Raw genomic sequence first — 26,078 nt, forward strand, 5'->3', positions numbered from 1 at the left:
AAAAACTTTTCTCAGAATTCGCACCTGTGTCTACTGAAGAGTGGATGGCGAAGATTACGGCCGACCTGAAAGGGGTTCCGTTTGAGAAAAAGCTTGTTTGGAAGACAGGCGAAGGATTTAATGTGAATCCTTTCTATCGTGCAGAAGACATCGAAGGTTTGAAGACAACCGAGTCTCTTCCCGGTGAATTCCCTTACGTTCGCGGAACAAAGAAGGACAACGATTGGAAGGTGCGCCAGAACATCGAAGTCACCTGTTTCAAAGGTGCTAATGAAAAAGCCCTTGACATCCTGAATAAGGGTGTGACGTCTCTTGGCTTCATCGTTAAGGGAAGCGACGTAAACGCTGAAAACATTGTTACCTTGCTTGACGGTATTTGTCCTGAATGTGTGGAACTGAATTTCAACACTTGCAATTGCAAGGCTGAAATGTTGATCGGTATTCTCGCCGACTATTTCAAAAGCAAAGGCGCAGACCTGGAAAAATGCAAAGGCTCTGTAAACTACGATCCGTTCAAGAAACCTCTGGTAAAAGGTAAGGAAAATGAAAACTGGGTGGAAGCTGCCGCCGCTGTGCTCAAAGCGGGTGCTGCTCTGCCGGGTTACAAAGTATTGGCTGTAAATGCCTTCTACTTCAACAATGCAGGTGCCTATATCTCTCAGGAGTTAGGATATGCATTGGCTTGGGGTAACGAACTGTTGGCTAAGCTGACCGAAGCCGGCCAGGATGCTACGGAAGTTGCCAAGAAGATCAAATTCAATTTCGGTATCAGTTCCAACTATTTCATGGAAATTGCCAAGTTCCGTGCAGCTCGTTGGTTGTGGGCTGAAATCGTTGCCGCTTACAATCCTGCTTGCCAGTGTGCTTGCAAGATGCATGTTCATGCACAGACTTCGGAATGGAACATGACTGTTTATGATGCTCACGTAAACTTGTTGCGTTCACAGACAGAATCCATGTCGGCTGCTCTTGCCGGTGTCGATTCGATCACGGTTCGTCCGTTCGATAAGACCTATCAGACTCCTGACGATTTCTCCGAACGCATTGCCCGCAACCAGCAGTTGCTGTTGAAGGAAGAATGCCATTTGGATAAGGTTGTCGATCCTTCTGCCGGTTCTTATTATGTGGAAGTCTTGACGAACTCCTTGGCAGATGTTGCTTGGAAGTTGTTCCTGGAAGTGGAAGACAAAGGTGGTTTTGGTGTGGAAGTCGCTTCCGGAGAAATCCAGAAAGCCGTTAACGCTTCCAATGAAGCCCGTAAGAAAGCGGTTGCTACCCGTCGTGAAATCTTGTTAGGAACCAACCAGTTCCCGAACTTCAACGAAGTGGCTGCCGGAAAGATCAAAGAAGCTCCTTCCTGCTGTTGTGGTGGCGGTCACGATTGTGGCGAAGCTACTGTTACGGCCCTTGACTTCTCGCGCGGCGCTTCCGAATTTGAAGCTTTGCGTCTGGCAACGGAAAAGAGCGGCAAGACTCCGAAAGTATTCATGTTGACGATCGGTAATCTGGCTATGCGCCTGGCCCGTTCCCAGTTCTCAAGCAACTTCTTTGCTTGTGCAGGATATAAGGTTATTGATAACTTAGGTTTCGATACGGTTGAAGCCGGTGTTGAAGCCGCTGTTGAGGCTGGTGCTGAAATCGTGGTTCTTTGCTCAAGCGATGATGAATATGCAGAATTGGCTCCTGCAGCTTACAAGGCTTTGGCCGGAAGAGCAGAATTTGTTGTAGCCGGTATGCCTGCTTGCATGGAAGATCTGAAAGCAGTGGGCATCGACCAATATGTAAATGTAAAGAGCAACGTGCTTGAAACATTGAAAGCTTTCAACGTAAAATTAGGAATCGCTTAAGTAGAAACAATTATGAGACCAAATTTTAAAAACATAGATATAAAGAATGCCGGTTTTGCAGCTACTAATGCTGCCGAATGGGCAAAAGCCAATGGCATCGAAGCCAATTGGAAAACACCCGAGCACATCGAGGTGAAACCCGTATATACAAAAGAAGACCTGGAAGGTATGGAACACTTGAACTATGCTTCCGGTCTGCCTCCTTATCTGCGTGGCCCGTATAGCGGTATGTATGCTATGCGTCCCTGGACAATTCGCCAGTATGCAGGTTTCTCTACAGCTGAAGAGTCCAACGCATTCTATCGTCGTAACCTGGCATCCGGTCAGAAAGGTCTGTCTGTCGCATTCGACCTTCCGACACACCGTGGTTACGATGCCGACAACGAACGTGTGGTTGGTGACGTCGGTAAAGCCGGTGTATCTATCTGTTCGTTGGAAAACATGAAAGTTCTGTTTGCCGGTATTCCTTTGAACAAGATGTCTGTTTCCATGACAATGAACGGCGGTGTTCTTCCCGTATTGGCATTTTATATCAATGCCGGTCTGGAACAAGGCGCTAAGTTGGAAGAAATGGCCGGTACGATCCAGAACGATATCCTGAAAGAGTTCATGGTGCGTAATACCTATATCTACCCGCCCGAATTCTCCATGCGTATCATCGCCGATATCTTCGAATATACTTCTCAGAAGATGCCGAAGTTCAATTCCATCTCCATTTCCGGTTACCACATGCAGGAAGCAGGTGCGACAGCCGATATCGAAATGGCTTATACGCTTTGCGACGGTCTTGAATATCTTCGTGCCGGTGTGAACGCAGGTATCGATATCGATGCTTTCGCTCCGCGTCTGTCCTTCTTCTGGGCAATCGGTGTGAACCATTTCATGGAGATCGCCAAGATGCGTGCCGCACGTATGTTGTGGGCGAAGATCGTGAAGAGCTTCGGTGCCCAGAACCCGAAATCTTTAGCTTTGCGTACTCACTGCCAGACTTCTGGTTGGTCGCTGACTGAACAGGATCCGTTCAACAACGTAGGCCGTACTTGTATTGAAGCTATGGCTGCCGCTTTAGGTCACACGCAGTCTCTGCATACGAACGCATTGGACGAAGCGATCGCTTTGCCGACAGACTTCTCTGCACGTATCGCCCGTAACACTCAGATTTATATTCAGGAGGAAACGAAGATCTGTAAAGAAATCGACCCGTGGGCAGGTTCTTACTATGTGGAATCTCTGACAAACGAACTGGTTCATAAAGGCTGGGCTTTGATTCAGGAAATCGAAAGCATGGGCGGTATGGCGAAAGCTATCGAAACCGGTCTGCCGAAGATGCGTATCGAAGAAGCTGCTGCCCGTACGCAGGCTCGTATCGACTCCGGCGTCCAGACAATCGTCGGTGTGAACAAATACCGTCTGCCGAAAGAAGATCCGATCGATATCCTTGAAATCGATAATACTGCCGTTCGTAACGAGCAGATCGAACTGTTGAAAGAACTGCGTGCCAACCGTGACGAAGAAGCCGTACAGAAAGCGTTAGCCGACATCACGGAATGCGTTCGCACGAAGAAAGGCAACTTGTTGGAACTGGCTGTCAAAGCAGCCGGCTTGCGTGCATCACTGGGAGAAATCTCGGATGCTTGCGAAGTGGTAGTAGGTCGTTATAAAGCAATCATCAGAACTATATCAGGCGTGTATTCATCAGAAACGAAGAAAGATGCAGACTTCCAGAAGGCTTGTGAGCTGACTGCCGAGTTTGCCAAGAAAGAGGGTCGCCAGCCGCGTATCATGATCGCCAAGATGGGTCAGGACGGACACGACCGTGGTGCTAAAGTTGTGGCTACAGGTTATGCCGATTGTGGTTTCGACGTGGATATGGGACCGTTGTTCCAGACTCCGGCCGAAGCTGCCCGCCAGGCTGTAGAAAACGACGTTCACGTAATGGGTGTTTCTTCTTTGGCTGCCGGACACAAGACTTTGGTTCCGCAGGTGATCGAAGAACTGAAGAAGTTAGGACGTGAAGATATCATTGTGATCGCCGGTGGCGTTATCCCTGCACAGGATTATGACTTCCTGTACAAAGCAGGTGTTGCCGCCATCTTCGGTCCGGGTACTTCTGTAGCGAAAGCCGCAGTCCAGATCCTGGAAATCCTGTTAGGTGAATAATAAAAAACGTAAGTTTTTCCAATAAAAGCCGCGCAGTTTCCGTTTGGAAATTGCGCGGTTATTTTTTTCAATTAATACAGATATGACAATGAAACAGAAGTTTGCTTTAGTGAAAACGACGTTTGTCGTCCTCATGGGATTGTTAGCTGTCCTTTTGCTTGTACCGTCCTGTACAACGGATGATAAGGTTCCGGACCTTTCCGACGAAGGTACGAACGATTGGATCTATAAGATCATGACGGATTACTATTTATGGAATGAGGATGTGCCCGACAAAGGAAACTTGAACTTCTCACAATCTCCTGACAAGTTCTTCGAATCATTGTTGTCTGACCAGGATGGTGTAAAGTACGGAGACGGATGGCTCACTTTCTCCCGGATAGAGAAAAAGAAAGAGGAAACGAAGTCTGTTACGGCAGCCGATTCGTATGGTTTTGAGTTTGCATCATATAAAGACGGCAGCCTTTATTATGCCTGGGTTTTATATGTATTGCCCGGTTCGCCGGTTGCCGAGGCCGGACTGAAACGTGGCGACTGGATTGGCGGGGTTGGAAGTGACACTCCGAATGTGACGGATTTATCAGCTTTTTATAAAGGAGGTGCGACTCGTTTTTTGTTGGGACGTTATGAAAAAAGGTTTGTAGCCGAGCGGACTATTTCGATTGCAGCTTCCCGCGCAGTGGAAGATACACCTTTCCTGAAAGATTCTGTTTATACGATCAATGGCAGGAAGATCGGTTATTTAGTGTATAACAGCTTTACTTCCGGTCCCAATGATGAAGGTGAAGAGTATGACAACCGGATGAAACAGATTTTTGCGCAGTTTAAAGCGAAGAACGTTAGCGAATTTGTATTGGACCTGCGATATAACCAGGGTGGCTTGGTAACTTGTGCGCAGTTGATGACCTCTCTCTTGGCTCCGGCTGATGCTTTGGGTAAGACATTCTGCATCATGGAGCATAACGAAAAGCAATCTAAAAGCAATGAAACGCTGCTGTTGAAAAAGAATGCCGAATTAGGAAATGCCAACCTGGATCTGAAACGCATTTATGTGCTGACGGGAAGTGTGACCGCATCCGCTTCGGAGGCTGTGATCAACTGCCTGATCCCTTACCTGACCCGCAGCAATATCACGATCATCGGTGGAAAAACGATTGGCAAACGGGTCGGCGGTAACACTTTCGGAACGAAGGAAGAATATGGCTGGCTGTTGCATCCGATTACATTGCGCATTTATAATGCCCGTCACGAGGCCGACTATGCAAACGGTTTTGAACCGGACGTAAAGATCGAGGAACTGGCCATAGGAAATGAATTATTACCTTTTGGCGATACCAACGAGATGTTGCTGAGCGAGGCGCTCTCGCGGATAGCCGGATTGAAGAGCCAGCCGGCACGTGCGGAAGGCGAAGGCCGCATATTGCTCGTCCCGTCGTCTCTCGAGAGAAAACAAACAAAAGGCCTTATCTTCGAATCCGGAAAATAAGACCTCTTGTATCAGTTTATAACTGAAGATCATCTGCCAGCTTGTCCAACCAGGCTGGCATTTTGTTTAAATGGCTGCTTCGTTCGGTGAGGAAGTTCGGGGCGAAGAGATGTATCTGCAAGTCTTTGCATTTGTCTTGCAGGCTTTTTTCCACCGGATAGTAACTGGCAAGTACGGCTTGCGATATGTCGCCGCCGTATGTTTCCCGCACTGCATCTATCTTGTAAATATCATTTTGCGTGACATTGCCGGATTTGCATTCGATAAAGATCAGTTTCTGCTCGTTGTTCAACAACACATCGACCTCGTTTTTCGGATGCGTGTCTTTCTCGTTTGTCTGGAAAATGACGCTGCGCCATACTTCGGGAGAGTTTTCCCGTTGCATGCTCCAGTTGCGGACCTGGTTGGCGACCAGCGTCTCCCACCAACGCCCTTCGAAATAGAGCCTTGTTGCATTGTCCTGATGGAGGCGGAGTAAGACATATTCCCTTAAAGTGATCAGGATCGAGCCGTTCCTTTGTTTGAACCGCAGGTTGTTGGCAAAGATTTTGGAGGCCGGCAAGCGGTTGAGTTGACGTTTGCAGAATATACTGAAGAACTTTTGGATGCGGGCGTGTTCCTGCGGATACTGTTCGATGAATTGTTTGATGCGCATGGAGGCTTTGACATCTTCGTTGCTGAGTTCCTTCACGTCGTGATAAGCAGTGAGGATATTCCCGCTCAGGTTGAGAATCTCGTCATTGTTGAGCGTCGTATGCAACGGATGGTTCTCGAAACGGCTGAGGTGGACGACTTCGCCGTGTTGCGTCAGATAGAATGCATCGGCTCCCGATTCTTTGGCGACGGTGAAAGCGGCAAAAGCCATGACCTTTGTCCCTTCGGAGAGGTTATAGGTGAATTCTCCCTGATACTTTTGGTGAATCTGGCGGCAAACTTCGATCACGCTTTTCCCGTTGTAAGGTTCTGTCTTGTAACGGTTGCACCGGATGGCAGGAGGCAACAGCGGGTACATGGGCGTTTCGATATGGTCGGTAGCATCCGTGTAGAGCAGGTGGATATGATCCGCCCCGAACTCTTTGATGCCGTGATAGACCGAAGTTATGTCTTTTCCAAGTAGTATTATCTGGTGTTTCATTTGTTTTATTTTTGATCTACTTACAAAGATACTTTTCTCTTCCGGCAAAAGCTCATATTTTATCCTTATTTTTGCTCCGGTATCAATTAATTATATGATGGAAATGATAAATTGTTTTATTCCGTTCCTCTCTTTACCCCGGACCGGGCAAGCCGTAAAGGCGTTGAGGCAGTGCGACCGGGTAAAGAACATCTACCTGCTGGCAACGGAAAAGGTTCCCGGTGCGGTCGAGGGCTGTGAGATCCTGATGATCGACTCGCCCGCCAGTACCGCCACTATCCGGACGATCGCTTTGCATGCAGATACGGCCTATACATTATTATATACTAAATATACGGCTTTCGAGCCGGGGCAGTTCGCTTTCGAACGTCTGTCGGCTATTGCCGGCGATACGAATGCCGGAATGCTTTATGCGGATCGTTACCAGGTAAAAGACGGCCACTGCCGCCCGGCTCCTGTCATAGACTACCAGAGAGGAAGCCTGCGTGATGATTTTGATTTCGGTTCGCTTTTGTTCTTCCGTTCATCCGTCTTGAAGCAGGCGGTCCGGGCAATGGACGCCGATTACCGTTTCGCCGGACTGTACGACCTTCGCCTGCGTGTGTCGGAGTTGTCCGAACTGGTTCATGTCAACGAGTATTTGTACACCGAGGCGGAACCGGATACCCGCAAGAGCGGAGAGAAGCTGTTCGATTATGTCGATCCGAAGAACCGGGTGGTGCAGGTCGAGATGGAAGCCGTTTGTACGGCCTACCTGAAACGGGTCGGCGGTTATCTTGCCCCTGACTTTGAACCGATCGCTTTCGATGCCGGTGGTTTCGGGCAGGAAGCCTCCGTTATCATCCCGGTCCGTAACCGCATCCGTACGATAGAAGATGCCATCCGTTCCGTGCTGGCGCAGAAAACGACCTTCCGCTTTAACCTGATCGTTGTGGACAACCATTCGACAGACGGAACTTCCGAAGCGATCGAAAAATATGCCGCTGACGCACGTGTGATCCATTTGGTGCCGGAACGTTCCGATCTGGGGATCGGCGGCTGCTGGAACATGGGCGTACATCATTCGGCTTGCGGCAAGTTTGCCGTCCAGCTCGATAGCGACGACATGTATAGCGGTCCTGACACGTTGCAGAAGATCGTCGATGCTTTTTATGAGCAAAACTGCGCGATGGTGGTCGGAACCTATCGGATGACGGATTTCAAACTGAACGAAATACCGCCCGGCATCATCGACCATCGGGAGTGGACGCCTGAAAACGGGCGCAACAATGCGCTCCGCATTAATGGCTTAGGCGCTCCGCGTGCATTCTATACGCCTGTGCTCCGCGCAATCAACCTGCCGAATACCAGTTATGGAGAAGATTATGCTTTGGGGCTGCGTATCTCCCGTACTTGGCGGATCGGACGCATCTATGACGTCCTTTACCTCTGCCGCCGTTGGGAAGACAATTCGGATGCCGCGCTCGACATCGTGAAAATGAACGCGCATAATACTTACAAAGACCGTCTCCGTACCTGGGAGTTGCAGGCGCGGATCGCGTTGAACGCTCAATCGTCCAGGTGATAGACGACGAACGGGTCGTCGTGGTAATAGGTTGCCATGACCAACGTGCCGGTTTTAGGGTCCATGACGTTGTAGACGCAAAAGTCATGCAGCTTGTATCGTTTGACCGGGTTGCCGTTCCAGTCGTATTTCTCCAGAAACATATAGTTGTTGCCTTTCTGGGCTTCCGCCGCCACGACATAAGGAGTTCGTCCGGAGTGGGTGATGTAGACATGGTCCCGGGTTGCCATCACTTGCATATAATGAGTGACGTTTGCATCCAGCCCGTCCCGGATGGCCAGCGTCTTTTCGTCAAAGCCGGATTGCTCGAAGTTGAGCGTCCGGACGGTCTTTGCCTCCATGTCCATGAACTTGATGATCTTGGTGTACTTGTAGGCGAAGACCATCCGGTCTCGTTCGGGATGGGTGCAAAGCGCACCTGTCGTCGGTATGCCTTTGACCTGTTTCAAGCGCAGGTTATACAGTTTTTCGCGTTGAACCGAATCGTTCTCCAAAGAGACACGGTAGATGTTGCTGCCCATTTGGTAGACAATCGCTTTCTCGCCTGCCGGGTAAGCATGTTCGACATAGTCCCAGATTGACTTGCGGTCGAATGTTTTCTTTATAAAATGCGTCTTCAGATCAGGATCGAGTCCGTAAAGGTTGCCGTTATATCCGTCCAGCATATAACAAAGGTAGGCCGGGTCGAGAGATTCTACGGTGACCGGCAGCAGGAACTCATCCGGCCCGTTTCCCCGTTTGCCGATTGTTTTCATGTGGGTGAACGCCGGATAGCGGAAGGCATAGAACGGCGCGTCCATGCTGCCCATAATCAAGAGGCTGTCCTTGATCAGCATAGAAGGTTCGACCGGCTTGAAGATGAAAGTGTCCGGTTCCACGATATGTGTCCCCGTCAGTTCCGCCTCTTCGGGGAATGCTTCTTTCCCTTTCAAGAATACTTCTCCGGCTTCTAAAGGCGGAAGTTCCGGGATTATTTCGACGACGACGGTGTCTGCCGCAAGCGTCCCGTTTTCATCTTCGGCGGTTGTGTTTTGTTTTCCGCCGCAACCCGACAGGCTTAAGACGATCAAGGAAGAGAAAAAAAAGAGGTGTTTCATGGCAATTGAGACAGTCTCTTTTTTGATAACGCATTGTAAATCAAGCGTTGTTTTTGGGTAGAAACCCGAATCTGTACATGTAGGGGTACATGGACGGGGTTAATACTTAAAAATCTTGTCCGGCAAATATAGCACTAAATTTCGGAGTTTACCCCTCGTAAAAGGTGTTTTTTGCGAAAGTCTGTATATACAGAGAAATGTGCCGGATGGGACGTATCCTTAAAAGACTACACCGGAACTCAAACCATTGATTTGGTTGGGGTTCCGGTGTTTCTTTTGTGAATTTCATGGAATAGATATAATAAAGGTTGGTGCTTAGGGTAACTGGTTTTTATATAGAGGTTACGTCTCTTCGCTGTCCGGGGCATCGGTTGCCGGAGAGTCTGAGGTGTTGTCGTTGAAATGGAAATTCTTAGTCGGCGTAAATTGAAGGATTTTCTTGTCCGGAGCAAGTTCTTTTTGCCCGGTATTCATGTTGTAGAAGAAAGAGCCTTTTTTGTGCTTTACGGTAAAACGCCCGAAGTTGTTCAGATGGACTTCTTCGTCACGGCTCAATGCTTCTAAGATGAGATCCAACGCCGGTTCTATGATAGTGGTTAGTTCCCATTTTGGATAATGCACCTTTTTGTCCTCTTGCAGTTTTGCGGAAAGTGCGTCAATCAAATCTTTTTTGTTCATTACTATTTCTGTTTTATATTTTGACGATAGGTGGATGAATACAATTGTTTATATATTGGTCTGAGCAATGTCGATACTTTCCCAGATAGTAGCGATTTCCCCTTCGACTTCGCACATTATCGGCTTGGATGTGCCGAGGGATACCAGTCCTGCCAAATGGTGAGTACCCGCTTCGGATTTGTAGCCAATGCGCCCGGTAAAATTGACGGTTTTTGAAGTTTCAAATAGCTCGTTGAGCATTTGTTCTATGTTCTGATACCTACGGTCTATCGTGAAACGGAATTGCCTGCTTGGATAGACTATGACGATGCGGCCCAAGTATTTCGTTGTTATTTTTATCCCGTTCGGACTTTGGCTCTTTCTTCCGTATTTGCTGAAATCGAACCAGACGAGGCTTTCTTGCTGCAATGTTTCTTCACCGGAAGTCAGGCTGTTGATGTCATTACCGGACAATGCCCGGTCGAAAATGAGAAAGTTCTTAAAATACGCATCCAGTCGCTTTCCGATACATAGTTCCTTTTCCGCCTTTCCTTTGTAGGGTGCTTTGCATTTGAAAGAATCTTTCTTTTCCCCTTCCAGCCATGCGGACAAGATTTTGCCGTCATAGACTATGGCAATGGAATACCAACGGTCGGTGACAAACCCAGCTACCTTATATTCCGAGAACTTAATGGCACACCAATCTATTGCCGCAACGTAGAGCAATCCATCCATGATACCCATCTGAAACATATCCTGCTGTTCGAGAATCAATCCGTTCTGTGTGTTTTTGAAACAAACCGTAGTGAAGATTGTGAAAGGTTTGTCGCCTTTCAAAGAAAATTCAGGAACAGAAGTCGCAGGGATATAGGCATAATCGAATCCCACGATGCCGTAGCCTGTTATGAGGGCTTTGAATGCTCCCGGTATTGTTTCCTTCTCAGTCATGGCGTATCTTTCTGTCTTGCTGTTGTGATTAATAAATTAGTTGAATCTCTCTCGTTTGCGCTATTCCCCGCTGCGAGGCGGGGAAGTGCCTTATCTGACACCCGGACATTGACGCATGGCTGTCCGAATAGCTGTTTGCCGCAGGTTAGTTGACGGCAGGCGTGCGCGGAACGAGTATCGGGTAATCGGTGCCGGTACTGCCTGCTTGCCAGATATAAGTGCTGTTGGACACGTCTCTGTTGATGTCGTCGAGCAGGTTGTTCAGTTCGGCGATGCTGGTGAAGGGGTTGTTGCCGGTGCCCGTGCTGCCGCCGGTGTCTGAATTCTTTCCTATCATATCGGAAGTCCCTCCGCTGTTGGAGTCGCTGTTCCACGCCGAGTAGTTGCAGGTATTGCCATATAGCTTGCCTGCCAGACCGCCTGCTCCGGAATTGCTGGCATCTCCGCCGCTAATTGTTGCCTTAGCATTGGCAATGCAGCCGGTGATTTTTGAGATAGCCCCGACATAACCTCCCATAATTCCTCCGGCATAGTTCGACTCTTCGCTGTTCGAGGTGGTGGAGGAAACGGTACCGTTGAAGCGGCAGAATTCAATGGTTCCAGCCAGCTGACCGCATATACCTCCGGCACGACAATAGTCTGCACCTTCTACGGTAACCGCTCCCTCCACGATAAGGTTGCTGACCGTTCCGAACAAAGTTCCGAACAATCCGCCCATAATATTGGATTGGGATGTGATTGAAACGTTCATTTTGCTGATGGCGTGGCCTTGTCCGTCAAAAGTTCCATAAAAATTATCTATCGGCGTCCACGGTTTGTTTTCGAGGTTGATGTTGGCGTCGAGCTTGTAGTTGGCATAACTATATTTGGCTTTGGTGCAGCCCGTTATCACCGCTTCGGCTTTCGTGAGCGTGGCGAGCGCCGCCAGTTTTTCGGGGGTGTCGATGGTGTATTTGTAGGCTGTGGCATCGTCGCCATTTCCCTCGGTCTTTGCAAGGTCGAGAACATTTTTGGCATTGGGGATTTCGGCATCGTACTCCTCATCCGGCGTTGTCCAGTCGCTGTTGATGTCCACGGTCAGTTTCACGTCTTTGATGAGTTCCGGCTTTTCCGAAATCAGGCTTCCGGTAGCGTTGGTCTTGTAGTTGCGCTTGAGGGGGATTCCGGCAGGGATGTCGATCGGCTGCAACTTTTTATCCCCCGTCCCTGTAAAGGTCAAAGAAATACTGCCTAAAGTGGAAGAGGCATTGGTAAAGATATAGTCGGAGAAAAGAGTCTGCGGTTCGTTTGATTTGCCGCTGAGATACAGCTCAATCGTGCTACTCTGGTCACTATCGACTGTCCCGTTCAGTACATTAAACATGGCAGGTACGCTGTACTTGGCTTCCAGCGTGCTGCAATAGCTGTAGTTTGTAGCATCCTTTTCTTTTATCGTCAGTTTGGCAAACGGGCGGGTCAGTGCAGGGATAGAGGGATTTGTCACGGCTGCCGCGTCTTTCTTTAATTCATAGTGACCGAAGAAAGCATCCCGGACATCGGTGTTAAAGACGTATGCTCTTCTAATAATCGAGATGGCTTTCAGACCGTCGCTGGTGTTATTAGTGACATAAAACTTGTCGTCGTAATGTGTATAGGTCACGTCCCCGATTGTGGCATTTCCATTTGCGGCACCCGTTGCGATAAAGTCCGCCCAGAAAAGGCAGTCGTATGTGCCTTTATCTATCTTGAAATCGAATACTACGTTGTCGCCGGTCAGTCCCACTTTTTCTTCCCGGTATTTCAACGCAGGGCTTGCGTCTCGCGTCCATACTTCGAGGATGCAGCGGAATTGGTAGTCGGTGGGAGGCGTGGGCAGTGCCCGTGTCCCGATTTGCGCGAAATCTTCGGGCAGCGAGGCGGTGAGGGTCACGCGGTTACTCTCGGTAGCGGTTTGCAGCGCGTCGGTTTCGTCCTGGCTGCAAGAGGTCATCAGCCCCACGAGGGCGATAATCCAAAGGTAAAGATGATACTTTTTCATGTGCTTGGTAATTTTGATTTTTAATTTATTGGTAATTCACTCTTTTTATCAATGTAGCAGACCGTCGAGGTCAAAGTCTATATTCCCGTCAAATTCATCGTTGATGTCCACGCCTCCCTGCATCTCGTTGGTAAGGAAACGGGCACGGACGGTGGTGAGGTGTCCCCGTCGGTAGGGCACTTCCAGCCCCGTAGTGCGGCTGATGACGTTGCCGTCGCCGTCTTGTATCTCCATCGAGAGTTTGACGAACGATTCCTCACCGTTCACAAATACGAAGTCCGTTCCGATGGTGCATTCCTCCTGTCCGTCCGTGGGGACGGTGAGCGGGGTGGTATAGGCTATTCCCGTCCGCGAATCCGCAGGCTTGCCCGAAAGGACGTTGAACACCGTGGGGAGGTAGAAGCCATAGGAGAACGTGATGGTGAACGCTTCGCCATCGGTGCGCTGCTTCTTCGTCTTACGAAGGAAATCCTTCACGTCGGTAGCTATCAGTTCATACTTCGCCAATGGTCGCACCATATCCACTTTTACCTGAACCTTGGCGTTCCATTCGTCACGGTATTGCCGCAGGTCGAGGGCGGCGGTTCCATAAAGGCAGTCCCGATAGTCGGTGCTGCCCGTGTAGGGGTCGCGGCAGGCTACGTATTGCAAATCTTTGGTGTCATAATAGAGGTCGGTGTCCGTGCCTGCCGCCACGTAGTCCGTCCATACAGCGAGGGTATAGGCCAACGCGTGCAGTTTCAGACGGATGGGGAGCGAGATTTTCCCGTCGCCGTTTTCTTCTTCGGCGGTCTCCATCACCGTCACCTGCCGGGCTGTGGGCTTGCCTTCCCTCCACGCCTCGATGATGAAGCGGCGGCGGTAGTCCGTTTGTTTTCCGGCACGGGCTTTCGTGGTTCCGCTGCGTGCATTTTTCTGCGTGATGATTTCCAGCGGAACAAGTTCCAGATCGAGCGTGACTTCGGTATTGACTTCTACCAGCGTGGGGTCGATGCCTTCTTCGCCGTCTTCCGTCATGGACGGGTAATCGTGTACACAACCGGCAAGGACGATTGTCAGCACAAGGGCGATAAATCCTATCGTGTATTTCTGTTTCATAAGCCGTTATTTTTTAAGGTTGAAGCGATAGACCACGGACAGCCCTACGCGGGTGATGCCCCAATAATTCTTGGTGCGTGTGTCGATGCGTGCGCCGTTATCTATATTATAATAGGTGTCATAGCGCATGTTGGCATAGCCCGCGCCGAGCGTAAACTCGCCCGCCCAATGCTCATTAAAGGGCAGCAGATAACCGTAGCTGATACCTGCGCCCAAGAGCGGACGGTCGGTGTCCTGATAGCGGTCGCGGTTCCATTTCACATTGAACCAGCCCACGTGGGCATGTACGCCGAAGAAATGCCCCTTGCCGGGTTTCGATAGCCAGTAACGGGCTTCGGGCTGAATGGTAAAGGTCTTCACGGCGTGCTCGCTGCTCACGTACCACGGGCACCAGAGTACGGGCAATTCTACAGAGAAATGTTCGCTCACCTGCACATCGGCGGCAAGGTTCATTATTGTACCCGCCCATGCCGCGAGGTTGGTCTTGACGGCGAGGTAGCGGGGAGAAGAAGATGCGGTTTCCGGCGTTATCTTTACGGTTTGTTCCGGCTGCCGTTCCGGTTGTGCCGTTATCGCTTCTGCTTTTTCTTTGGCTGTGACGGTTTGTTGTTCTGCTTGTTGCACTTTAACCGGGGTTTCAGTTTGTTGCTGTTCTGCCACCGTTATTTCTTTTTTCGGGACAGGTGGCGCAACCTTTTCGGCTTCCGCTTCTTGCTTCACGGGTACGGGTTCGGTTTTCGCCCGTACTTCCGGTGCATCCGCGAGGGCAAGCCTGATCATGCCCTGCACATCGGCACGGCGTGCTTTCTCTGGGCTTTCCGCTCCGGTGTCTATGCCGCAACCCTCGAACGTGATCCGTTCCGGTGCAATGCCTTTCTTCACGAGGTAATTGCGCACGGTGCGGGCACGGCGCAGAGACAGTTGTTCATTGAACGCCGCCGTACCGCTTTCGTCCGCCCAGCCGGTAATGACAATCGGAGTGATGGTGTCGGACAATGCCCAGCGCAACATACGTCCGGCCTTTTTATATTCCGACTGTTCAATCCAATCACCATTGTTCAGTGAGAAATAAATGATGTCGGAGTAAACCGTCCGAACGCTATCAGCGATTTGCACCGGTTTGCCTGCCATTCTGTTTTGCGCCTGTAAATGGGGCAAAAACGAGCAAACGAATAGCAAAAGGACGAACAGACGACCATTCTTATACTTTACTATTTCAGTTGTTCCATTCATATTTAATAGTTTTATGTTTTGAAAATAATCCGGGGATAAAAGTAACACTGAGGGATTGCAGGAAACCAGTCGATTACTTTTGAATACGAGAGGTATGTGCATGACAAATCGCACAAAAAAAGATGAAACTGATTTTGTGAAACGTCTATAAATTAGTAAATTACGCGCGGAAATTAGGCGGCGCCCTGTGTGTGTGTGTGTGTGTGTGTTAGCAAAATTATCCATTTTGCCAAATAAAAACGGGGATTTTTTCGCATAACCAGTAACACTTTTCATCTTTTTAATGTTTACATTCCACAATCTTTCATGTCATTATGCCAAAGAACTTTTCTCCCAAACAGGAATTTTCTGGCATAAATCTAAGCCCCAACTTCCACTAATCAAAAAAATATAGCCCAATGCCGGGAATTATTTTCCCAATGAGCGGAAGCGTTTTCCGAATGATATTTTTCATCAAGAAACACAATTCAATGCTGAACTATTTTCCCAATGAACAGTTTTTTCTTCCCAATGACATTCCGATATTACCCAATGGTATCTCAAAACTTCCCAAGAGCATATTTATTTCCCGATGGAATGTTTTAGCTTCCCAATGACATATTCCGGCTTCCCAATGTTTTCTACTCCCGAAAGTTATCCTTGTCGCCTATTTTTATTATTCATCCTAATACAAGAACAACCATTTCCGGTTCTCAAAAACAGAAAAAACAAACATCAACAACTGCAAGCGGAAGCGCCGTAGCGTTCCCGTTTACTCGCGCCATAAAGTTAGGAAATGAAAAATTAACGGAAGTTACCTTTCTGCACTAATATGGGTATCAAAACGCATAAAATGCAGATATTTAGGTGTCAAAATGCACGGAGGGTATCAAAACGCATTTTTCAGAGCGTTTTTGTATCTTTTTTGGTTTTTTGCTGTAAATATTCACTCGGGAGCATTCCGGTATATTCCTTGAAATTACGGAGTGCTGTCGCCTTAGAACGGAAGCCTACTTTAAAGAAAGTATCTAATACGTTTACGTATTTATCACTGTCTGCAATTTTCAAAAATTCATCAATCCGGCGACGATTGATAAACTCCTTATAACCATCATAACCTTGCTCTTGGATTATCTGGGTGAGTTTATTGCGGTTTGTATCTAAAAGGACAGCCAGTTTGGTTATATTCGTGTCCGGGTTTCTCCAAAGTTGTTCTCTATCTATCAGTTCGTTGAGCCGTATCCACAAAGGATTTTTTTTATTTTTCTCCGGGATTATACTTTCATCCGGCGTATCAAGTGTCTCTGATGGTACAGGTATATCAGATGATACAGAGGATTCAACCGGGATTTCCCGGAGAGTAACCGGTACGTTTATCCGTAGAAATAGTTCCTGATAGGTGACGAACAGGCACAAAAGACTGCAATAAGCCATGTGACCGATAGCCATAGCCGCAGCACCTGTCAACAGATAAGCCACATAGAAGAAGCATATTCCTTGGATTCCTATTGTATAGAGAGCAATCCATTTATAATTTGCGCTACTCCGCTTATAATTATATGGGATATAAAAAAGCATTAAACTATAGGGGATGATACACAGTAGGATGATTAACCGAAACCAAACGTTGAACTCGGCTATATTTTCTATAATATCGTAAAAAGAAGTTAATTCCCTAAGCTGGAAAGGTAGAAATAATAACACCAGATCGAGCAATAAGCAGGGAACGAACAGAAAAACACCTTTTTTAAATGTGAGCCATCCCGGGCTAATTACTTCTATCGGATAAAGATAGAGCAACGACAATGAAGTCCATCCTCTACAAAGCGAGCTGATAGACAACACGGCAAGTAAAGAAGGCTCACTTCTAAAAATACGGACAGAAAACATGATGCCTGCCAGAAGAAAAGGAAAGGCCAAAAAGAGCCTTGAGCGATCCCCCGGCTGGCGACGCATCCATAGCAGAATACCACTCAGCAAGAAGATACATGGCGTATAATGAAACAATCCATTGATTAGTATTTTCTCTATTTCCATAAGTTGTTTAAATCACCAATCCTATAACTGTCTGTTTATTTGTATGTTATTCAGTGAATTATCCGCAAAAATACATATATTTTCACTTAAAACCGAAGAAAGACGGCACTTTCTTGAAAATTAATCTGTCCGTTCTTCTTCGGTATCTCTTTGAAAATCATTTTCCGGTTTATCTTTTGGGTTTTCCAAAAAAAGGAATTGGTCTAAAACCATTGGTTTAAATTTGCGGCTCACCGGAAATGATTCCTCATCAATGTAAACCGCATTGCCCACAAATTTATTGACGCATCTCTTGTTGATAATGTAGGAACGGTGTATCTGGATAAATAAATCAGGCGGGAGTTTCTTTTTTACTTCCGCCATCGGGCAGGTCGCTATCAGCTTATTCTGTTTGGTGGTATGAATATAGCAATAACTCCGGGAGGCTTCTATCCACTTGATTTCACAGAACAGAATCTTCCTGAAGAAATCGTTCTGACGAATAAATAAACCATCGTGAACAGAGTCGCCCTGCTCTTCTATCATCCCGGTGCCGGACTGCGGAAATCCGATTTGACACACTCCTGTTGGAGCTTCTTTTAGAAAACCATCGAATTCTGCCTGATTCTCAAAACAGACAATTTCAAGGTTAGCTCCGAATCCCTCCGGAAGCTGAACACATAATATGCTATGTGAATTTTTTAATACGACATACTTCATTTTGAAAATATTTTAATTATCCAATTCACAAGTGATTTCGGCTATTTCTCATTCAATACTAATGGAACAAGAGCCAACGGAGAAAGCCACACATCTATATTCCCCGTAAAGCATATTACAGAACGGCTAATGATACGTATGATATAGTTTTGTTTATTAAATTGTTGGCAAAAGTACATCATATCTACCTTACCGTCAAAACAAAGGGGAATTGTACCCGCATTTATCTTTTAATTTTAATTGTTTCCACGAAGTGTATTTCCCTGATGCCCTGTTTTATGAGCGAGGGCACTTTTATCCATAGGATAGCGACTTCGTTCCTATTCTCCTTCACATCGTCCGTGAAAACAAAGTAACCGTCATCTGGCAGAGAATAGAAATAATAGGGATGTCCGTTATGTTGCCGTATTTTCACTTTTCCCTCCCCGGCACAGATACCTTTGAAGAAATCACAGGCTTCCCGGTATGAATCGACGCGCAACATCCGGATGCAGGGTTGTCTGGATGTGAAAGGCTGCCCGATGATCTTTCCTTTGGGAAACAGGCGGTTCCTTATGTCGGCTTCGAGGGAATGGTTCTGGCTGAACGCACAGAAACAACACATTCCCCAACAGATGCACCAAAGACTTACGAGTTTCATTCCGCGTGCTTTTTATATGCTTGCAACAATTTGGCATCATACTGGTTATCTTTATAAGAAGGGCCATTGTAATGCCGTGCAAATTCGCCCCAGTTTTTATCCCGGAGGTATTTGTCCCAACCGTTTGTGCGTAAAAACACGGTGAACAGGTTTAGCTGTGTGCCTTCGTTCAGTTGCATTTCAGTGCAGAAATCAAATACCGTGTTGCAGCCGCACACTGCGTAATTGAATCCCATGATTTGCCACATTCCCCAACTTGCCGAACACAGGGCGGCCGTTTCGTTGATATTCTTTGCACGGTTCAAACGGTCGTATTCCGCCATGCCTTGCTTATAGAACTTTTTCGTCCAATTGGGGTAAAGTATATCTTCGTTTCCTGCTACATAATCTTCGGGATTCAGCCCCCGTTCCTTCAATTGGTTCCAAAAGATATGTCCCTCGAAGAGTATCGTGGGATAACCGATTTGGATGAATCCGCCCCGTCCGCCGGTTTCCACTTCCTGCACGGCTTTGATTGCGGCTACTTCGACGTTCAGGTATTCGGCGGCTTGCACATAATCGGTTTCCTTTAAACGGAAGGGTACAAGTTGCCGCCGGGCTTCATCCTGCAAGGTTTCCCAGGTTCGTTTTCCGACAATGCCATCGGCTGTCAAGCCTTGTACCTGCTGGAAATCGCAGACAGCCTTTTCCGTGTTTTCGTCAAATACTCCTGTCAGGGGGCACGCAAAGCCCCATTGGTTCAATAAATTCTGCAAGGTGAGCACTTCGTCACCTGTTGCGCCTGCTCTTAGTGTTTTCATATCTATCTGATTTATATATGTATATCGTTTCCTGTTGTTTTATTCTCCTTGTGCTGTTTCCGAATAAAACTTATTTTGATTTTCCACACGTGAGACACATTCGCCTGCATTTTTATGGTAGCGAAAGTGCCGTTTTGTTCCGGACATTCCTGCAACAGCAATGTTCCGGATGTTCCCGGTAATTTGCAGGTATAGAAGACCTGTTCCATGCCGTTGTGGGCTTCGATTTCACTGTTCAGGATTTTCGCCAGCCTCATAAAGAAGAGGTAAGCATCCGTGAAATCAGCGATTTCCACTTTCCATCTGTTTTTGCCACACCCCCTGCGTATGCGGTTGCCTGCATTACATGCCAGCCATATCGTCAGCCGTTTCTGGTAGAGATATAAAGAGCATTTTTCCCAGAAGACATAGACAGTCCGGAGTGCCCACCTCCATAGCATTAATAGTGTTACCATCGTTTTTTAGTTTATCGGTTGAACCGGCTTGTACTGTTTACCCGCATGTGAGCCCGGTCTAACTGTTGCAAGGCTTCGAGGGCTTTTTGCGACTGTGCCCGGTCGATTTCCAGATGCAGTCCGCAGGAGGGACAATCCAAACCACGGCAGGAAAGCAGTTCCGCAACAGTGGTGGGGATGAATTTGCCACATACGGGGCACATCAGTCCCGGTTCTTTTACCGTTTGATTTCGCTGGTTCATGGTTGCCGGTTGTTGTTATCGTTATTTTCTTCTTCTTCAACAGTCATATTGTTGGCCGTGAGGTGGAGCAGGTTTGCCAATCCACCCGGTAAGTCGGCCTGTTGCATTCTGACTTTTACTTTCATGTTGGCCGTCAACCCTTGTTGAAGGGTTGTCTTGGCAGTACCTTCACCGATAGAAGGAGCGATAGAGACACGCAGCTTCATCTTTTTATCATCCGTGCCGTCTTGTTGCACCTCACCGGTTTTCAACGAGAACGTCTTTTCCGCTTCGTCTTTTACAGCGTCGATTATCTGTATTTCGAAGTCGAAATCGGCTTCCTTCACTTGCAGCAGGGGAAGCGGGACAAGCGAAAGCAGTGGGATGCAGACTTTCTGCCGTGTCTGTCCTTGATGGCTGCTTTGCATGAAGTTAAAGGTCAACATCCGCAGTTTGCCCACTTCTCCCGTTTCCTTGCTGTAGGATTCAAAACCTATTTCAAAGAGGTAGTCCAGATATTGCCGGGAAGAAGCGGAGTCGGCCTCAACAGTTGCGATTAATGGTCCTGAAATCAAATCTTTCAGCTCCATCACCTGACTACTTATTTTTTTCGTGTTATCTCCCATTGCTTTTAATCATTATCTTCCCCGACATCCGTCAGATTCAACGGCATATTCCGGGGTATCACTTTGAAACGGAAGCTCTGTATGCACTCTTCGGGAAGTTTGGCCAGTTCGTCTGCCGCTACCGTCACATCGACGGAGGGGAAAATACGTTTCCGTTTGAAATTCACTTCTTTTATCAACTGGGGAATAATATCCCCCATACTCTTTTCCAAATCCGTATAGGTTTGTTTCCGTAATTTCTGCCCCTCGGCCCCTTCAAATAAGTTTATCAATTCGGGATGATAAAGGAGCTCTTCATTTCCGGTCTGCATCACGCAACTGCGAAGGACTTTCGAGTTGATACCCCCGTCATCCTTCAATAGATTGGTAAACTGACCGATTACCGAGTCCTGCAATTTCTGGTCGAGGAAAGAAGAGAACTTCCGGTTGATTTCCGTTTGGGCAGATAGCTGTTCAATCAGTTTTATCCTTTCCTTATCGGCAGCCAGAGGTGACGACAGAATAGAGTTGATTATACTTTCCAGCATGACTTTTGCCAATTGCGCGGTGAGTTTCCGCACAGTCTTCCGCAACAAAGGATAATTGATTTCAAATTGTATCGATTGTGCGGCTACGGCTTTGATGCCGTATCGTATTTCTAATTCCATTTCGCCGATAGCAATGGCAGGCAGAGGAAATAATTCTGTATGCCCGTCTTTGCGATAAGACTCGCATAAGGACATGGAATAGATGTTTGCCTCGTGTTGCGCCACCAGCACATCACGAAGCACGGAGCTGATGATAGATTGTAGTTGTGCCATGGTGCTATTGATTTACGGGAATAACCTCCAAGCCTTTATCAAGTATTTCGAGCATCTTGGCAAGTCCGGCAGGCATATCGTCCTGGGCTGCTTTGATAGCAACATCCATGGTGTACTCGACACTGTAACGGGATTCCTGTGTCGATTTTGAGTCCTTTTTGCTGGAGTAACTTGCCTGAAACTGGGTATCGAGGCTGAAAACTCCCAATTTTAGTTTGCCCTTTGCGGTCAGGTTCCCTTCATCTTCGGTCGTTGTCTTTTCACTTACTTCGGTTGCTTTCGAGGCGGTGATGTTTGCCTTGAAATTAATATCGACCGTCTTGACGGCCAGATAAGGAACCGGTACGATAGTAAGCAAAGGAATACTGACTTGCGAGGTCTGTCCCTGATGCTTAAATATAAAGGAAACGTTTACCACTTCCTTTTCGCCGGTTTGGGGATCTGTCTGCAAACCGACTTCCTCGATGAATTTCCATGAGGTTTGCGCGGCCATTGCCTGTGCCTCGATACATGCTTTGAGCGGGGCACCGATTATACTTCCGAACGGCAGGGATCGACGCGAATCAGCCGTCTGTTGTGATAAAGAATTGTCTGTCATCATAAATACCTCCTTCTGTTAATAGGTTTGTCTTGCGCTAAAAGTAAGGCAGAAAATCAAGATGGACTTTCTTTTTTTACCTAATGACAGAATCTATTTCCCAATGGTTTTTACCTCGGTTTTTAGCTTTTGGAAATACACTCGGTGGCTAATGAAGTCACTGGGAAAGAGAAAGAGTGACTTGGGTAAGATAAGTTGGGGCGGGTTTGTTCAGGCCGTATATTTGCCACCGTGAGCTTGCAAAAAGAAATAACACATTGTTCAACTTTTAAAAAATTAAAGTTATGGATGAAGTAAAAAAATTCGAGGTAAAGTACGAGTATGATTACACGGAAAACATCGACCCTGCAAAAATTAGCGAGGTTGTTAAAAATGGATTTGGGTTTGGAACAAATATCACAAACTCAATAGGAAACAAACAGACTGCAATTTTGAACTATGAAAAATTGCAAGCTGACAATCTTCTTGAAAAAGACACCTATTCTGATCGTCGTTCATTAAAAATTGAAGGCGAAAGCCATACCCAAGTTACAAGTGATGTAAACAAAGCGTTTGGGCTCGACATTAACACGCTTGGCTTTAAAAACACTTTGAAAGCAGTCACAAATAACGGTATGAAAAATACTGATGATTATGAATATGGCATTCGCATATTCCTCGGGAAAGCGTTGGGAGTTAATCTCAAACCTGTTACTGACCTTACCCCTTATATACAAGATAAGGCATTGCATGACATTGCAGGTATTGCTGTCAATGGGAAAGTTGAATATCCAACTGATGACAGAAAGAAGTTGAAAAAGCTCTTTGATATTTATGGTACTCATATTATAACCAAAGCAATCTTTGGATGTAGATACCAATACTACTATATGCGTGAGTCTATCAACCAAGAAACTGAAATAGCTACACAAGTTGATTGTAATCTGAGTGGAAAATTCTCATCAGAAAATGGTTTGGGCGACTTAGGAGTAGCATTAGGACAAGGTTACGATGAAAGTTACACATCTTGTAGAAAGGACTCAAACAAAAAGGAATATGTTCAAAGTATTGGTGGAGGGAACCTGAGTACTTTCGCAGAATGGGAAGCAGGAATGGACTTTCTGAATCCTACCACCATTGCTCTTATCGGGTATATTATGCCTGGCACGAGTAACGATCCCGGGCTTATTCCTATCTGGCAGATTGTCAGCGATTCTGAAAGAGTTCAAAAGTTGCAAGAAGCGTATGATGAATATCTGAAAGAGAATATCACTCCGGTTCGAAAAAGCAAAAAGGTTATTATTGATGTATTCGGCAGACATTTTAATAATAAAGGAGATGCTAAAGATACTATTAAAGAGACTGATTTCAGAGGTGTTCTGCGTACATACTATAAACTTGACGAAGAAATCATGCGCCATGTGAAAGGTTCGAAAAAAGGCGTCTTCTATTTCTATTACGCCTTTGCATATTCCAGCGCAGGTGGTTTGAGTGAAATCAAATTTGACAATAGAAAGAACGGCTATTCTTCTCCTTGGATAACACGTGGGAATCATGCTAATGAAGGTGTTACCGGTTGTTTGGATGACAATGTGATATGGATTTGTCCGGTTGAACAAAACGGACAAATAGATGAAAATAATCTGATTTCTGGATTCGGTGTCGATGTGGAAGGCAACAGACGTACCTCAAAAGATGCTTCCAATTGTACAAATTGGGCTACCGGTGGTTGTGACTGGTACAAAGGGCTTGTCCACGATAATGTACATTGTATTTATACGAAGGACAAAATCTAAGGAATAATCCATTTCGGGAGAGTACTCAGCACAAAAGTTGGGTACTCTTTTTTATGTCTATCCGGGAATATAGCCATTTACTCTTTTACATAATGCAACATGATTATACCTGATTCCGTATCCATTCCCCAACGTCTTACTTTCCATCTGGAACATGCGGTCTGCGTAGAGAAAAAACTTTTTCCCTTGCCTTCTAATACTGGATGAATGTAAATATCCATTTTATCTACCAGATTCTTTTCCAATAAGCCGGTTATTAATTTAGTGTTATTACGGGCAACGGCTATATATCCAGTCGTTCCTTTCTGTAATTTGCTCAGTGGATATAATACTTTCCCCGGTAAACCTCTGGAGTAAACCCGGCATCGAAGAGAAGGAGTGTCTTTTTCAATCACATATATTTTGGTCGTGGATGAGTTGTTGCAATAATTTGCCAACAGTGGAATGTCTTCTTTTTCCGCTAAAATTGCTTTTGCATTCTGGTAAAAAAGGTTCAAATGGCTTTCAATAAAACTGCAATCTGAGTTTGCCGGTACGTCAAATCCATCTATGGATAAGACGGCAAACAAGTGAATTGTTTTCATATTTCTATTTTTATATTTTAATGGATTTGCCAAATTAAGATTAGTGCAGAACGAAAAAAAGGCGTGAACCCACGTTGCTCCACTACGGGGTACTGGCATACCCAAGAATAGAAGCACGCAAATCCACGCCATACCAAAGTATAGCATAGACATTGCGCAATAGCCTCTATTCTTTTGAAAAGTGCCAGTTTCCGTAGTGAGACGTCCTGCGAACGTTATGTTATATAGTTGCAGATATCCATTGATATACTGCATCATCAACTTGTTTTCAGTCGCAAATATACAGATTAACACTGACATGACCATATTCGTCTATTATTTATTTCTCAAACCGGAACATATAAGTTGCTGAAAGAGAAAAGTATATTGAGAGTACAAATTTAAAACGAATATCGGGTACAGAGCGGTTTGATGTGAATTTCTATTCTTTTATCGTCTAAAATGCGGCGGACCGCCTGATAAATGGGGAGTTGTTCTACTCCGGCTATTTTCAGTGCTTCAACAATCATGGTGTTTTCTACCAGTTGGAGGTATTCGGTTTCTTTGATTGTTATGTATTTATATGATTCCGATTTTATTTTTGCCATATTCTTTTTTGAATTAAAATGCTTCTCCGGGCTTCACAGCAGGGAGAAGCGGGGTTCAAATTAACAATCTAAAATCAATCAATTTATTTTTCGTTGAAGTCGGCAGGGATTTCACCCCATAGCCGATTGTCCCAGTGTTTAACCTCGATGTCTTTTATCCCGGCAGCAAAGGTTTTGAGAAATATCTCTGCCTTTTTCAGAGCGGTAAGCCTTTTTCCGGATGCTGTTTTCCGGGCATTAAACCATGCGATAGCGGTCATGCTATCGGTGTAGATGATCCGAGGTTGATAGTTGTTAGTAATGATGTACTTCACGGCTTCGACTACACCCAGAAATTCTCCTATATTGATGGTTTGATTGCCCAGATGTACACAGAACAGTTCTTTGCCCGTGGCTATATCTACGGCCCTGTAACGGGTGAGCCCATTCTTTATTGAATGGGCCCCATCCGTTGCAATGCCTATTTGTGGGCGGTTCATTTTAAGGTAAAGTCTGGAACTATATACCCGTCGTTTTCCATTCTTCGGACAAGCTGGGTTGCTTGTCGGGTAAGGCTTTCGATTACTGCATCAGGATTCTCGATGTCTTCCCGTTGCCTGATCAGGTTAATCACTCCGGCTAAGGTACGGCTGGAAGCACTTTTTCCGTCTTTGGGGTCAAAGAAAATAGTTTTTAATCCAAAAGTAACCGTAACCTGGTAGATACTTTTGGGTATAATCAGAGTATCTACCTGCGCGTTGAAAAGTATGGGTGTTGCCGAAACGACCACATACCCGGAACCATTGTGCATGGCTTTCAACTCAACGGCGTATAGTTTGTTTGGTTGTACTGTGCCCTTAAGTTCTTCGGAAAGGACACATATTTTTTTACCAAAACGGGAGTCCTCACGAACACCCATCAATTTTTGAGTCTTGGAGTGACGGGATACAAAACCTATCAGCTCACCTGTGGACTCCGACTGCGCAAATTTAATCTGCGTTTTTTCTACTGTCATTTTTAAACCATCTGTTGCATCTTTTTTCTTTCAATTTACAA

25 protein-coding genes are annotated in these 26,078 nt (G+C 46.4%); 5 read left to right on the top strand and 20 right to left on the bottom strand.

Going from position 1 to position 26,078, the window contains the following annotated elements; all coding sequences use genetic code 11:
• The 3 genes from mutA to RDN79_RS03935 all read left to right on the top strand — a co-directional run.
• A partial coding sequence (gene mutA / locus RDN79_RS03925) for a methylmalonyl-CoA mutase small subunit (protein WP_308572909.1) occupies positions 1–1,847 on the top strand: 1,847 nt, incomplete at its 5' end.
• Between the two features lie 12 nt (positions 1,848–1,859).
• On the top strand, positions 1,860–4,007 hold the full coding sequence (scpA, locus tag RDN79_RS03930; protein ID WP_298552618.1) for a methylmalonyl-CoA mutase: 2,148 nt from the start codon (positions 1,860–1,862) through the stop codon (positions 4,005–4,007).
• A gap of 88 nt (positions 4,008–4,095) precedes the next feature.
• Positions 4,096–5,493 carry a S41 family peptidase gene (locus RDN79_RS03935; protein ID WP_298552620.1) on the top strand — a complete coding sequence of 466 codons (1,398 nt, stop codon included), beginning with the start codon at positions 4,096–4,098 and terminating at the stop codon, positions 5,491–5,493.
• Between the two features lie 16 nt (positions 5,494–5,509).
• Here the strand turns inward: RDN79_RS03935 and RDN79_RS03940 are convergent, their stop codons facing one another.
• Complete coding sequence (locus tag RDN79_RS03940) at positions 5,510–6,628, bottom strand: Card1-like endonuclease domain-containing protein (RefSeq protein ID WP_298552622.1); 1,119 nt, start codon at positions 6,626–6,628, stop codon at positions 5,510–5,512.
• Positions 6,629–6,725: 97 nt separating this feature from the next.
• Between RDN79_RS03940 and RDN79_RS03945 the strand changes: the two genes are divergently transcribed.
• Positions 6,726–8,192 carry a glycosyltransferase family A protein gene (locus RDN79_RS03945; protein ID WP_298552883.1) on the top strand — a complete coding sequence of 489 codons (1,467 nt, stop codon included), beginning with the start codon at positions 6,726–6,728 and terminating at the stop codon, positions 8,190–8,192.
• Here the strand turns inward: RDN79_RS03945 and RDN79_RS03950 are convergent.
• The 15 genes from RDN79_RS03950 to RDN79_RS04020 all read right to left on the bottom strand — a co-directional run bounded on the left by RDN79_RS03950 (position 8,177) and on the right by RDN79_RS04020 (position 22,100).
• Positions 8,177–9,289 carry a hypothetical protein gene (locus tag RDN79_RS03950; protein ID WP_298552624.1) on the bottom strand — a complete coding sequence of 371 codons (1,113 nt, stop codon included), beginning with the start codon at positions 9,287–9,289 and terminating at the stop codon, positions 8,177–8,179. The genes RDN79_RS03945 and RDN79_RS03950 overlap by 16 nt on opposite strands.
• Before the next feature lie 342 nt (positions 9,290–9,631).
• Positions 9,632–9,967, bottom strand: coding sequence for an HU family DNA-binding protein (locus tag RDN79_RS03955; RefSeq protein WP_298552626.1), 336 nt, complete (start codon positions 9,965–9,967; stop codon positions 9,632–9,634).
• 48 nt (positions 9,968–10,015) lie between these two features.
• Complete coding sequence (locus RDN79_RS03960) at positions 10,016–10,894, bottom strand: hypothetical protein (protein ID WP_298552628.1); 879 nt, start codon at positions 10,892–10,894, stop codon at positions 10,016–10,018.
• A gap of 145 nt (positions 10,895–11,039) precedes the next feature.
• Positions 11,040–12,911: a DUF6562 domain-containing protein gene (locus tag RDN79_RS03965; RefSeq protein ID WP_298552631.1), complete on the bottom strand. Its 1,872-nt coding sequence runs from the start codon at positions 12,909–12,911 to the stop codon at positions 11,040–11,042.
• Positions 12,912–12,959: 48 nt separating this feature from the next.
• Positions 12,960–14,009, bottom strand: a complete 1,050-nt coding sequence (locus RDN79_RS03970) for a DUF6562 domain-containing protein (RefSeq protein WP_298552633.1) — start codon at positions 14,007–14,009, stop codon at positions 12,960–12,962.
• 6 nt (positions 14,010–14,015) lie between these two features.
• Entirely contained in the window at positions 14,016–15,242 is a 1,227-nt protein-coding gene (locus RDN79_RS03975) for a DUF3575 domain-containing protein (protein WP_298552635.1), read from the bottom strand.
• An 882-nt stretch (positions 15,243–16,124) separates the two neighbouring features.
• Positions 16,125–17,258: an AraC family transcriptional regulator gene (locus tag RDN79_RS03980; protein WP_298552637.1), complete on the bottom strand. Its 1,134-nt coding sequence runs from the start codon at positions 17,256–17,258 to the stop codon at positions 16,125–16,127.
• Between the two features lie 120 nt (positions 17,259–17,378).
• On the bottom strand, positions 17,379–17,957 hold the full coding sequence (locus RDN79_RS03985; RefSeq protein ID WP_298552639.1) for a LytTR family DNA-binding domain-containing protein: 579 nt from the start codon (positions 17,955–17,957) through the stop codon (positions 17,379–17,381).
• Between the two features lie 223 nt (positions 17,958–18,180).
• The gene (locus RDN79_RS03990) at positions 18,181–18,597 is read right to left on the bottom strand and encodes a hypothetical protein (protein ID WP_298552641.1); all 417 of its coding nucleotides are present in this window, start codon (positions 18,595–18,597) and stop codon (positions 18,181–18,183) included.
• Positions 18,594–19,397, bottom strand: coding sequence for an N-acetylmuramidase family protein (locus tag RDN79_RS03995; RefSeq protein ID WP_298552643.1), 804 nt, complete (start codon positions 19,395–19,397; stop codon positions 18,594–18,596). Before RDN79_RS03995 ends, RDN79_RS03990 begins: the two co-directional genes overlap by 4 nt.
• A gap of 11 nt (positions 19,398–19,408) precedes the next feature.
• A complete protein-coding gene (locus RDN79_RS04000; protein WP_298552644.1) occupies positions 19,409–19,852 on the bottom strand; it encodes a hypothetical protein in 444 nt (147 codons plus the stop codon).
• 11 nt (positions 19,853–19,863) lie between these two features.
• Positions 19,864–20,094, bottom strand: coding sequence for a hypothetical protein (locus RDN79_RS04005; RefSeq protein WP_298552645.1), 231 nt, complete (start codon positions 20,092–20,094; stop codon positions 19,864–19,866).
• Positions 20,091–20,699: a DUF2589 domain-containing protein gene (locus RDN79_RS04010; protein WP_298552647.1), complete on the bottom strand. Its 609-nt coding sequence runs from the start codon at positions 20,697–20,699 to the stop codon at positions 20,091–20,093. The genes RDN79_RS04005 and RDN79_RS04010 overlap by 4 nt, the downstream gene beginning before the upstream one ends.
• A 5-nt stretch (positions 20,700–20,704) precedes the next feature.
• Positions 20,705–21,499: a hypothetical protein gene (locus RDN79_RS04015; protein ID WP_298552649.1), complete on the bottom strand. Its 795-nt coding sequence runs from the start codon at positions 21,497–21,499 to the stop codon at positions 20,705–20,707.
• A 4-nt stretch (positions 21,500–21,503) separates the two neighbouring features.
• Positions 21,504–22,100 (bottom strand): DUF2589 domain-containing protein, encoded by a 597-nt coding sequence (locus RDN79_RS04020; protein ID WP_298552650.1) that lies wholly within the window; start codon positions 22,098–22,100, stop codon positions 21,504–21,506.
• Between the two features lie 281 nt (positions 22,101–22,381).
• Here RDN79_RS04020 and RDN79_RS04025 point away from each other — a divergent pair, with 281 nt between their 5' ends.
• On the top strand, positions 22,382–23,872 hold the full coding sequence (locus tag RDN79_RS04025) for an MAC/perforin domain-containing protein (protein WP_298552652.1): 1,491 nt from the start codon (positions 22,382–22,384) through the stop codon (positions 23,870–23,872).
• Between the two features lie 77 nt (positions 23,873–23,949).
• On the opposite strand, the gene RDN79_RS04030 is transcribed toward RDN79_RS04025, so the two are convergent.
• The 4 genes from RDN79_RS04030 to RDN79_RS04045 all read right to left on the bottom strand — a co-directional run bounded on the left by RDN79_RS04030 (position 23,950) and on the right by RDN79_RS04045 (position 26,037).
• The gene (locus tag RDN79_RS04030) at positions 23,950–24,456 is read right to left on the bottom strand and encodes a hypothetical protein (protein ID WP_298552654.1); all 507 of its coding nucleotides are present in this window, start codon (positions 24,454–24,456) and stop codon (positions 23,950–23,952) included.
• 380 nt (positions 24,457–24,836) lie between these two features.
• Positions 24,837–25,043, bottom strand: a complete 207-nt coding sequence (locus tag RDN79_RS04035) for a hypothetical protein (protein ID WP_057256277.1) — start codon at positions 25,041–25,043, stop codon at positions 24,837–24,839.
• An 83-nt stretch (positions 25,044–25,126) separates the two neighbouring features.
• A complete protein-coding gene (locus tag RDN79_RS04040) occupies positions 25,127–25,522 on the bottom strand; it encodes a ribonuclease H (protein WP_298552655.1) in 396 nt (131 codons plus the stop codon).
• Positions 25,519–26,037, bottom strand: a complete 519-nt coding sequence (locus RDN79_RS04045; protein WP_298552656.1) for a hypothetical protein — start codon at positions 26,035–26,037, stop codon at positions 25,519–25,521. The genes RDN79_RS04040 and RDN79_RS04045 overlap by 4 nt, the downstream gene beginning before the upstream one ends.
• Positions 26,038–26,078: the final 41 nt, after the last annotated feature.

The organism is uncultured Parabacteroides sp. (assembly GCF_902493135.1).
Classification (GTDB): Bacteria; Bacteroidota; Bacteroidia; order Bacteroidales; family Tannerellaceae; genus Parabacteroides.

Excerpts from the sequence above, each read along its gene's own strand:
- RDN79_RS04045 (WP_298552656.1), bottom strand. The coding sequence starts at position 26,037 with ATGACAGTAGAAAAAACGCAGATTAAATTTGCGCAGTCGGAGTCCACA.
- RDN79_RS03980 (WP_298552637.1), bottom strand. The coding sequence starts at position 17,258 with ATGGAAATAGAGAAAATACTAATCAATGGATTGTTTCATTATACGCCA.
- RDN79_RS03950 (WP_298552624.1), bottom strand. The coding sequence starts at position 9,289 with ATGAAACACCTCTTTTTTTTCTCTTCCTTGATCGTCTTAAGCCTGTCG.
- RDN79_RS04015 (WP_298552649.1), bottom strand. The coding sequence starts at position 21,499 with ATGGCACAACTACAATCTATCATCAGCTCCGTGCTTCGTGATGTGCTG.
- RDN79_RS03990 (WP_298552641.1), bottom strand. The coding sequence starts at position 18,597 with ATGAAACTCGTAAGTCTTTGGTGCATCTGTTGGGGAATGTGTTGTTTC.
- RDN79_RS03975 (WP_298552635.1), bottom strand. The coding sequence starts at position 15,242 with ATGAATGGAACAACTGAAATAGTAAAGTATAAGAATGGTCGTCTGTTC.
- RDN79_RS03955 (WP_298552626.1), bottom strand. The coding sequence starts at position 9,967 with ATGAACAAAAAAGATTTGATTGACGCACTTTCCGCAAAACTGCAAGAG.
- RDN79_RS03965 (WP_298552631.1), bottom strand. The coding sequence starts at position 12,911 with ATGAAAAAGTATCATCTTTACCTTTGGATTATCGCCCTCGTGGGGCTG.
- RDN79_RS04005 (WP_298552645.1), bottom strand. The coding sequence starts at position 20,094 with ATGAACCAGCGAAATCAAACGGTAAAAGAACCGGGACTGATGTGCCCC.
- RDN79_RS04040 (WP_298552655.1), bottom strand. The coding sequence starts at position 25,522 with ATGAACCGCCCACAAATAGGCATTGCAACGGATGGGGCCCATTCAATA.
- RDN79_RS04025 (WP_298552652.1), top strand. The coding sequence starts at position 22,382 with ATGGATGAAGTAAAAAAATTCGAGGTAAAGTACGAGTATGATTACACG.
- RDN79_RS03945 (WP_298552883.1), top strand. The coding sequence starts at position 6,726 with ATGGAAATGATAAATTGTTTTATTCCGTTCCTCTCTTTACCCCGGACC.
- RDN79_RS03940 (WP_298552622.1), bottom strand. The coding sequence starts at position 6,628 with ATGAAACACCAGATAATACTACTTGGAAAAGACATAACTTCGGTCTAT.
- RDN79_RS04010 (WP_298552647.1), bottom strand. The coding sequence starts at position 20,699 with ATGGGAGATAACACGAAAAAAATAAGTAGTCAGGTGATGGAGCTGAAA.
- RDN79_RS03960 (WP_298552628.1), bottom strand. The coding sequence starts at position 10,894 with ATGACTGAGAAGGAAACAATACCGGGAGCATTCAAAGCCCTCATAACA.
- RDN79_RS03970 (WP_298552633.1), bottom strand. The coding sequence starts at position 14,009 with ATGAAACAGAAATACACGATAGGATTTATCGCCCTTGTGCTGACAATC.
- RDN79_RS03985 (WP_298552639.1), bottom strand. The coding sequence starts at position 17,957 with ATGAAGTATGTCGTATTAAAAAATTCACATAGCATATTATGTGTTCAG.
- RDN79_RS03995 (WP_298552643.1), bottom strand. The coding sequence starts at position 19,397 with ATGAAAACACTAAGAGCAGGCGCAACAGGTGACGAAGTGCTCACCTTG.
- scpA (WP_298552618.1), top strand. The coding sequence starts at position 1,860 with ATGAGACCAAATTTTAAAAACATAGATATAAAGAATGCCGGTTTTGCA.
- RDN79_RS04020 (WP_298552650.1), bottom strand. The coding sequence starts at position 22,100 with ATGATGACAGACAATTCTTTATCACAACAGACGGCTGATTCGCGTCGA.
- RDN79_RS03935 (WP_298552620.1), top strand. The coding sequence starts at position 4,096 with ATGAAACAGAAGTTTGCTTTAGTGAAAACGACGTTTGTCGTCCTCATG.
- RDN79_RS04000 (WP_298552644.1), bottom strand. The coding sequence starts at position 19,852 with ATGGTAACACTATTAATGCTATGGAGGTGGGCACTCCGGACTGTCTAT.
- RDN79_RS04035 (WP_057256277.1), bottom strand. The coding sequence starts at position 25,043 with ATGGCAAAAATAAAATCGGAATCATATAAATACATAACAATCAAAGAA.
- RDN79_RS04030 (WP_298552654.1), bottom strand. The coding sequence starts at position 24,456 with ATGAAAACAATTCACTTGTTTGCCGTCTTATCCATAGATGGATTTGAC.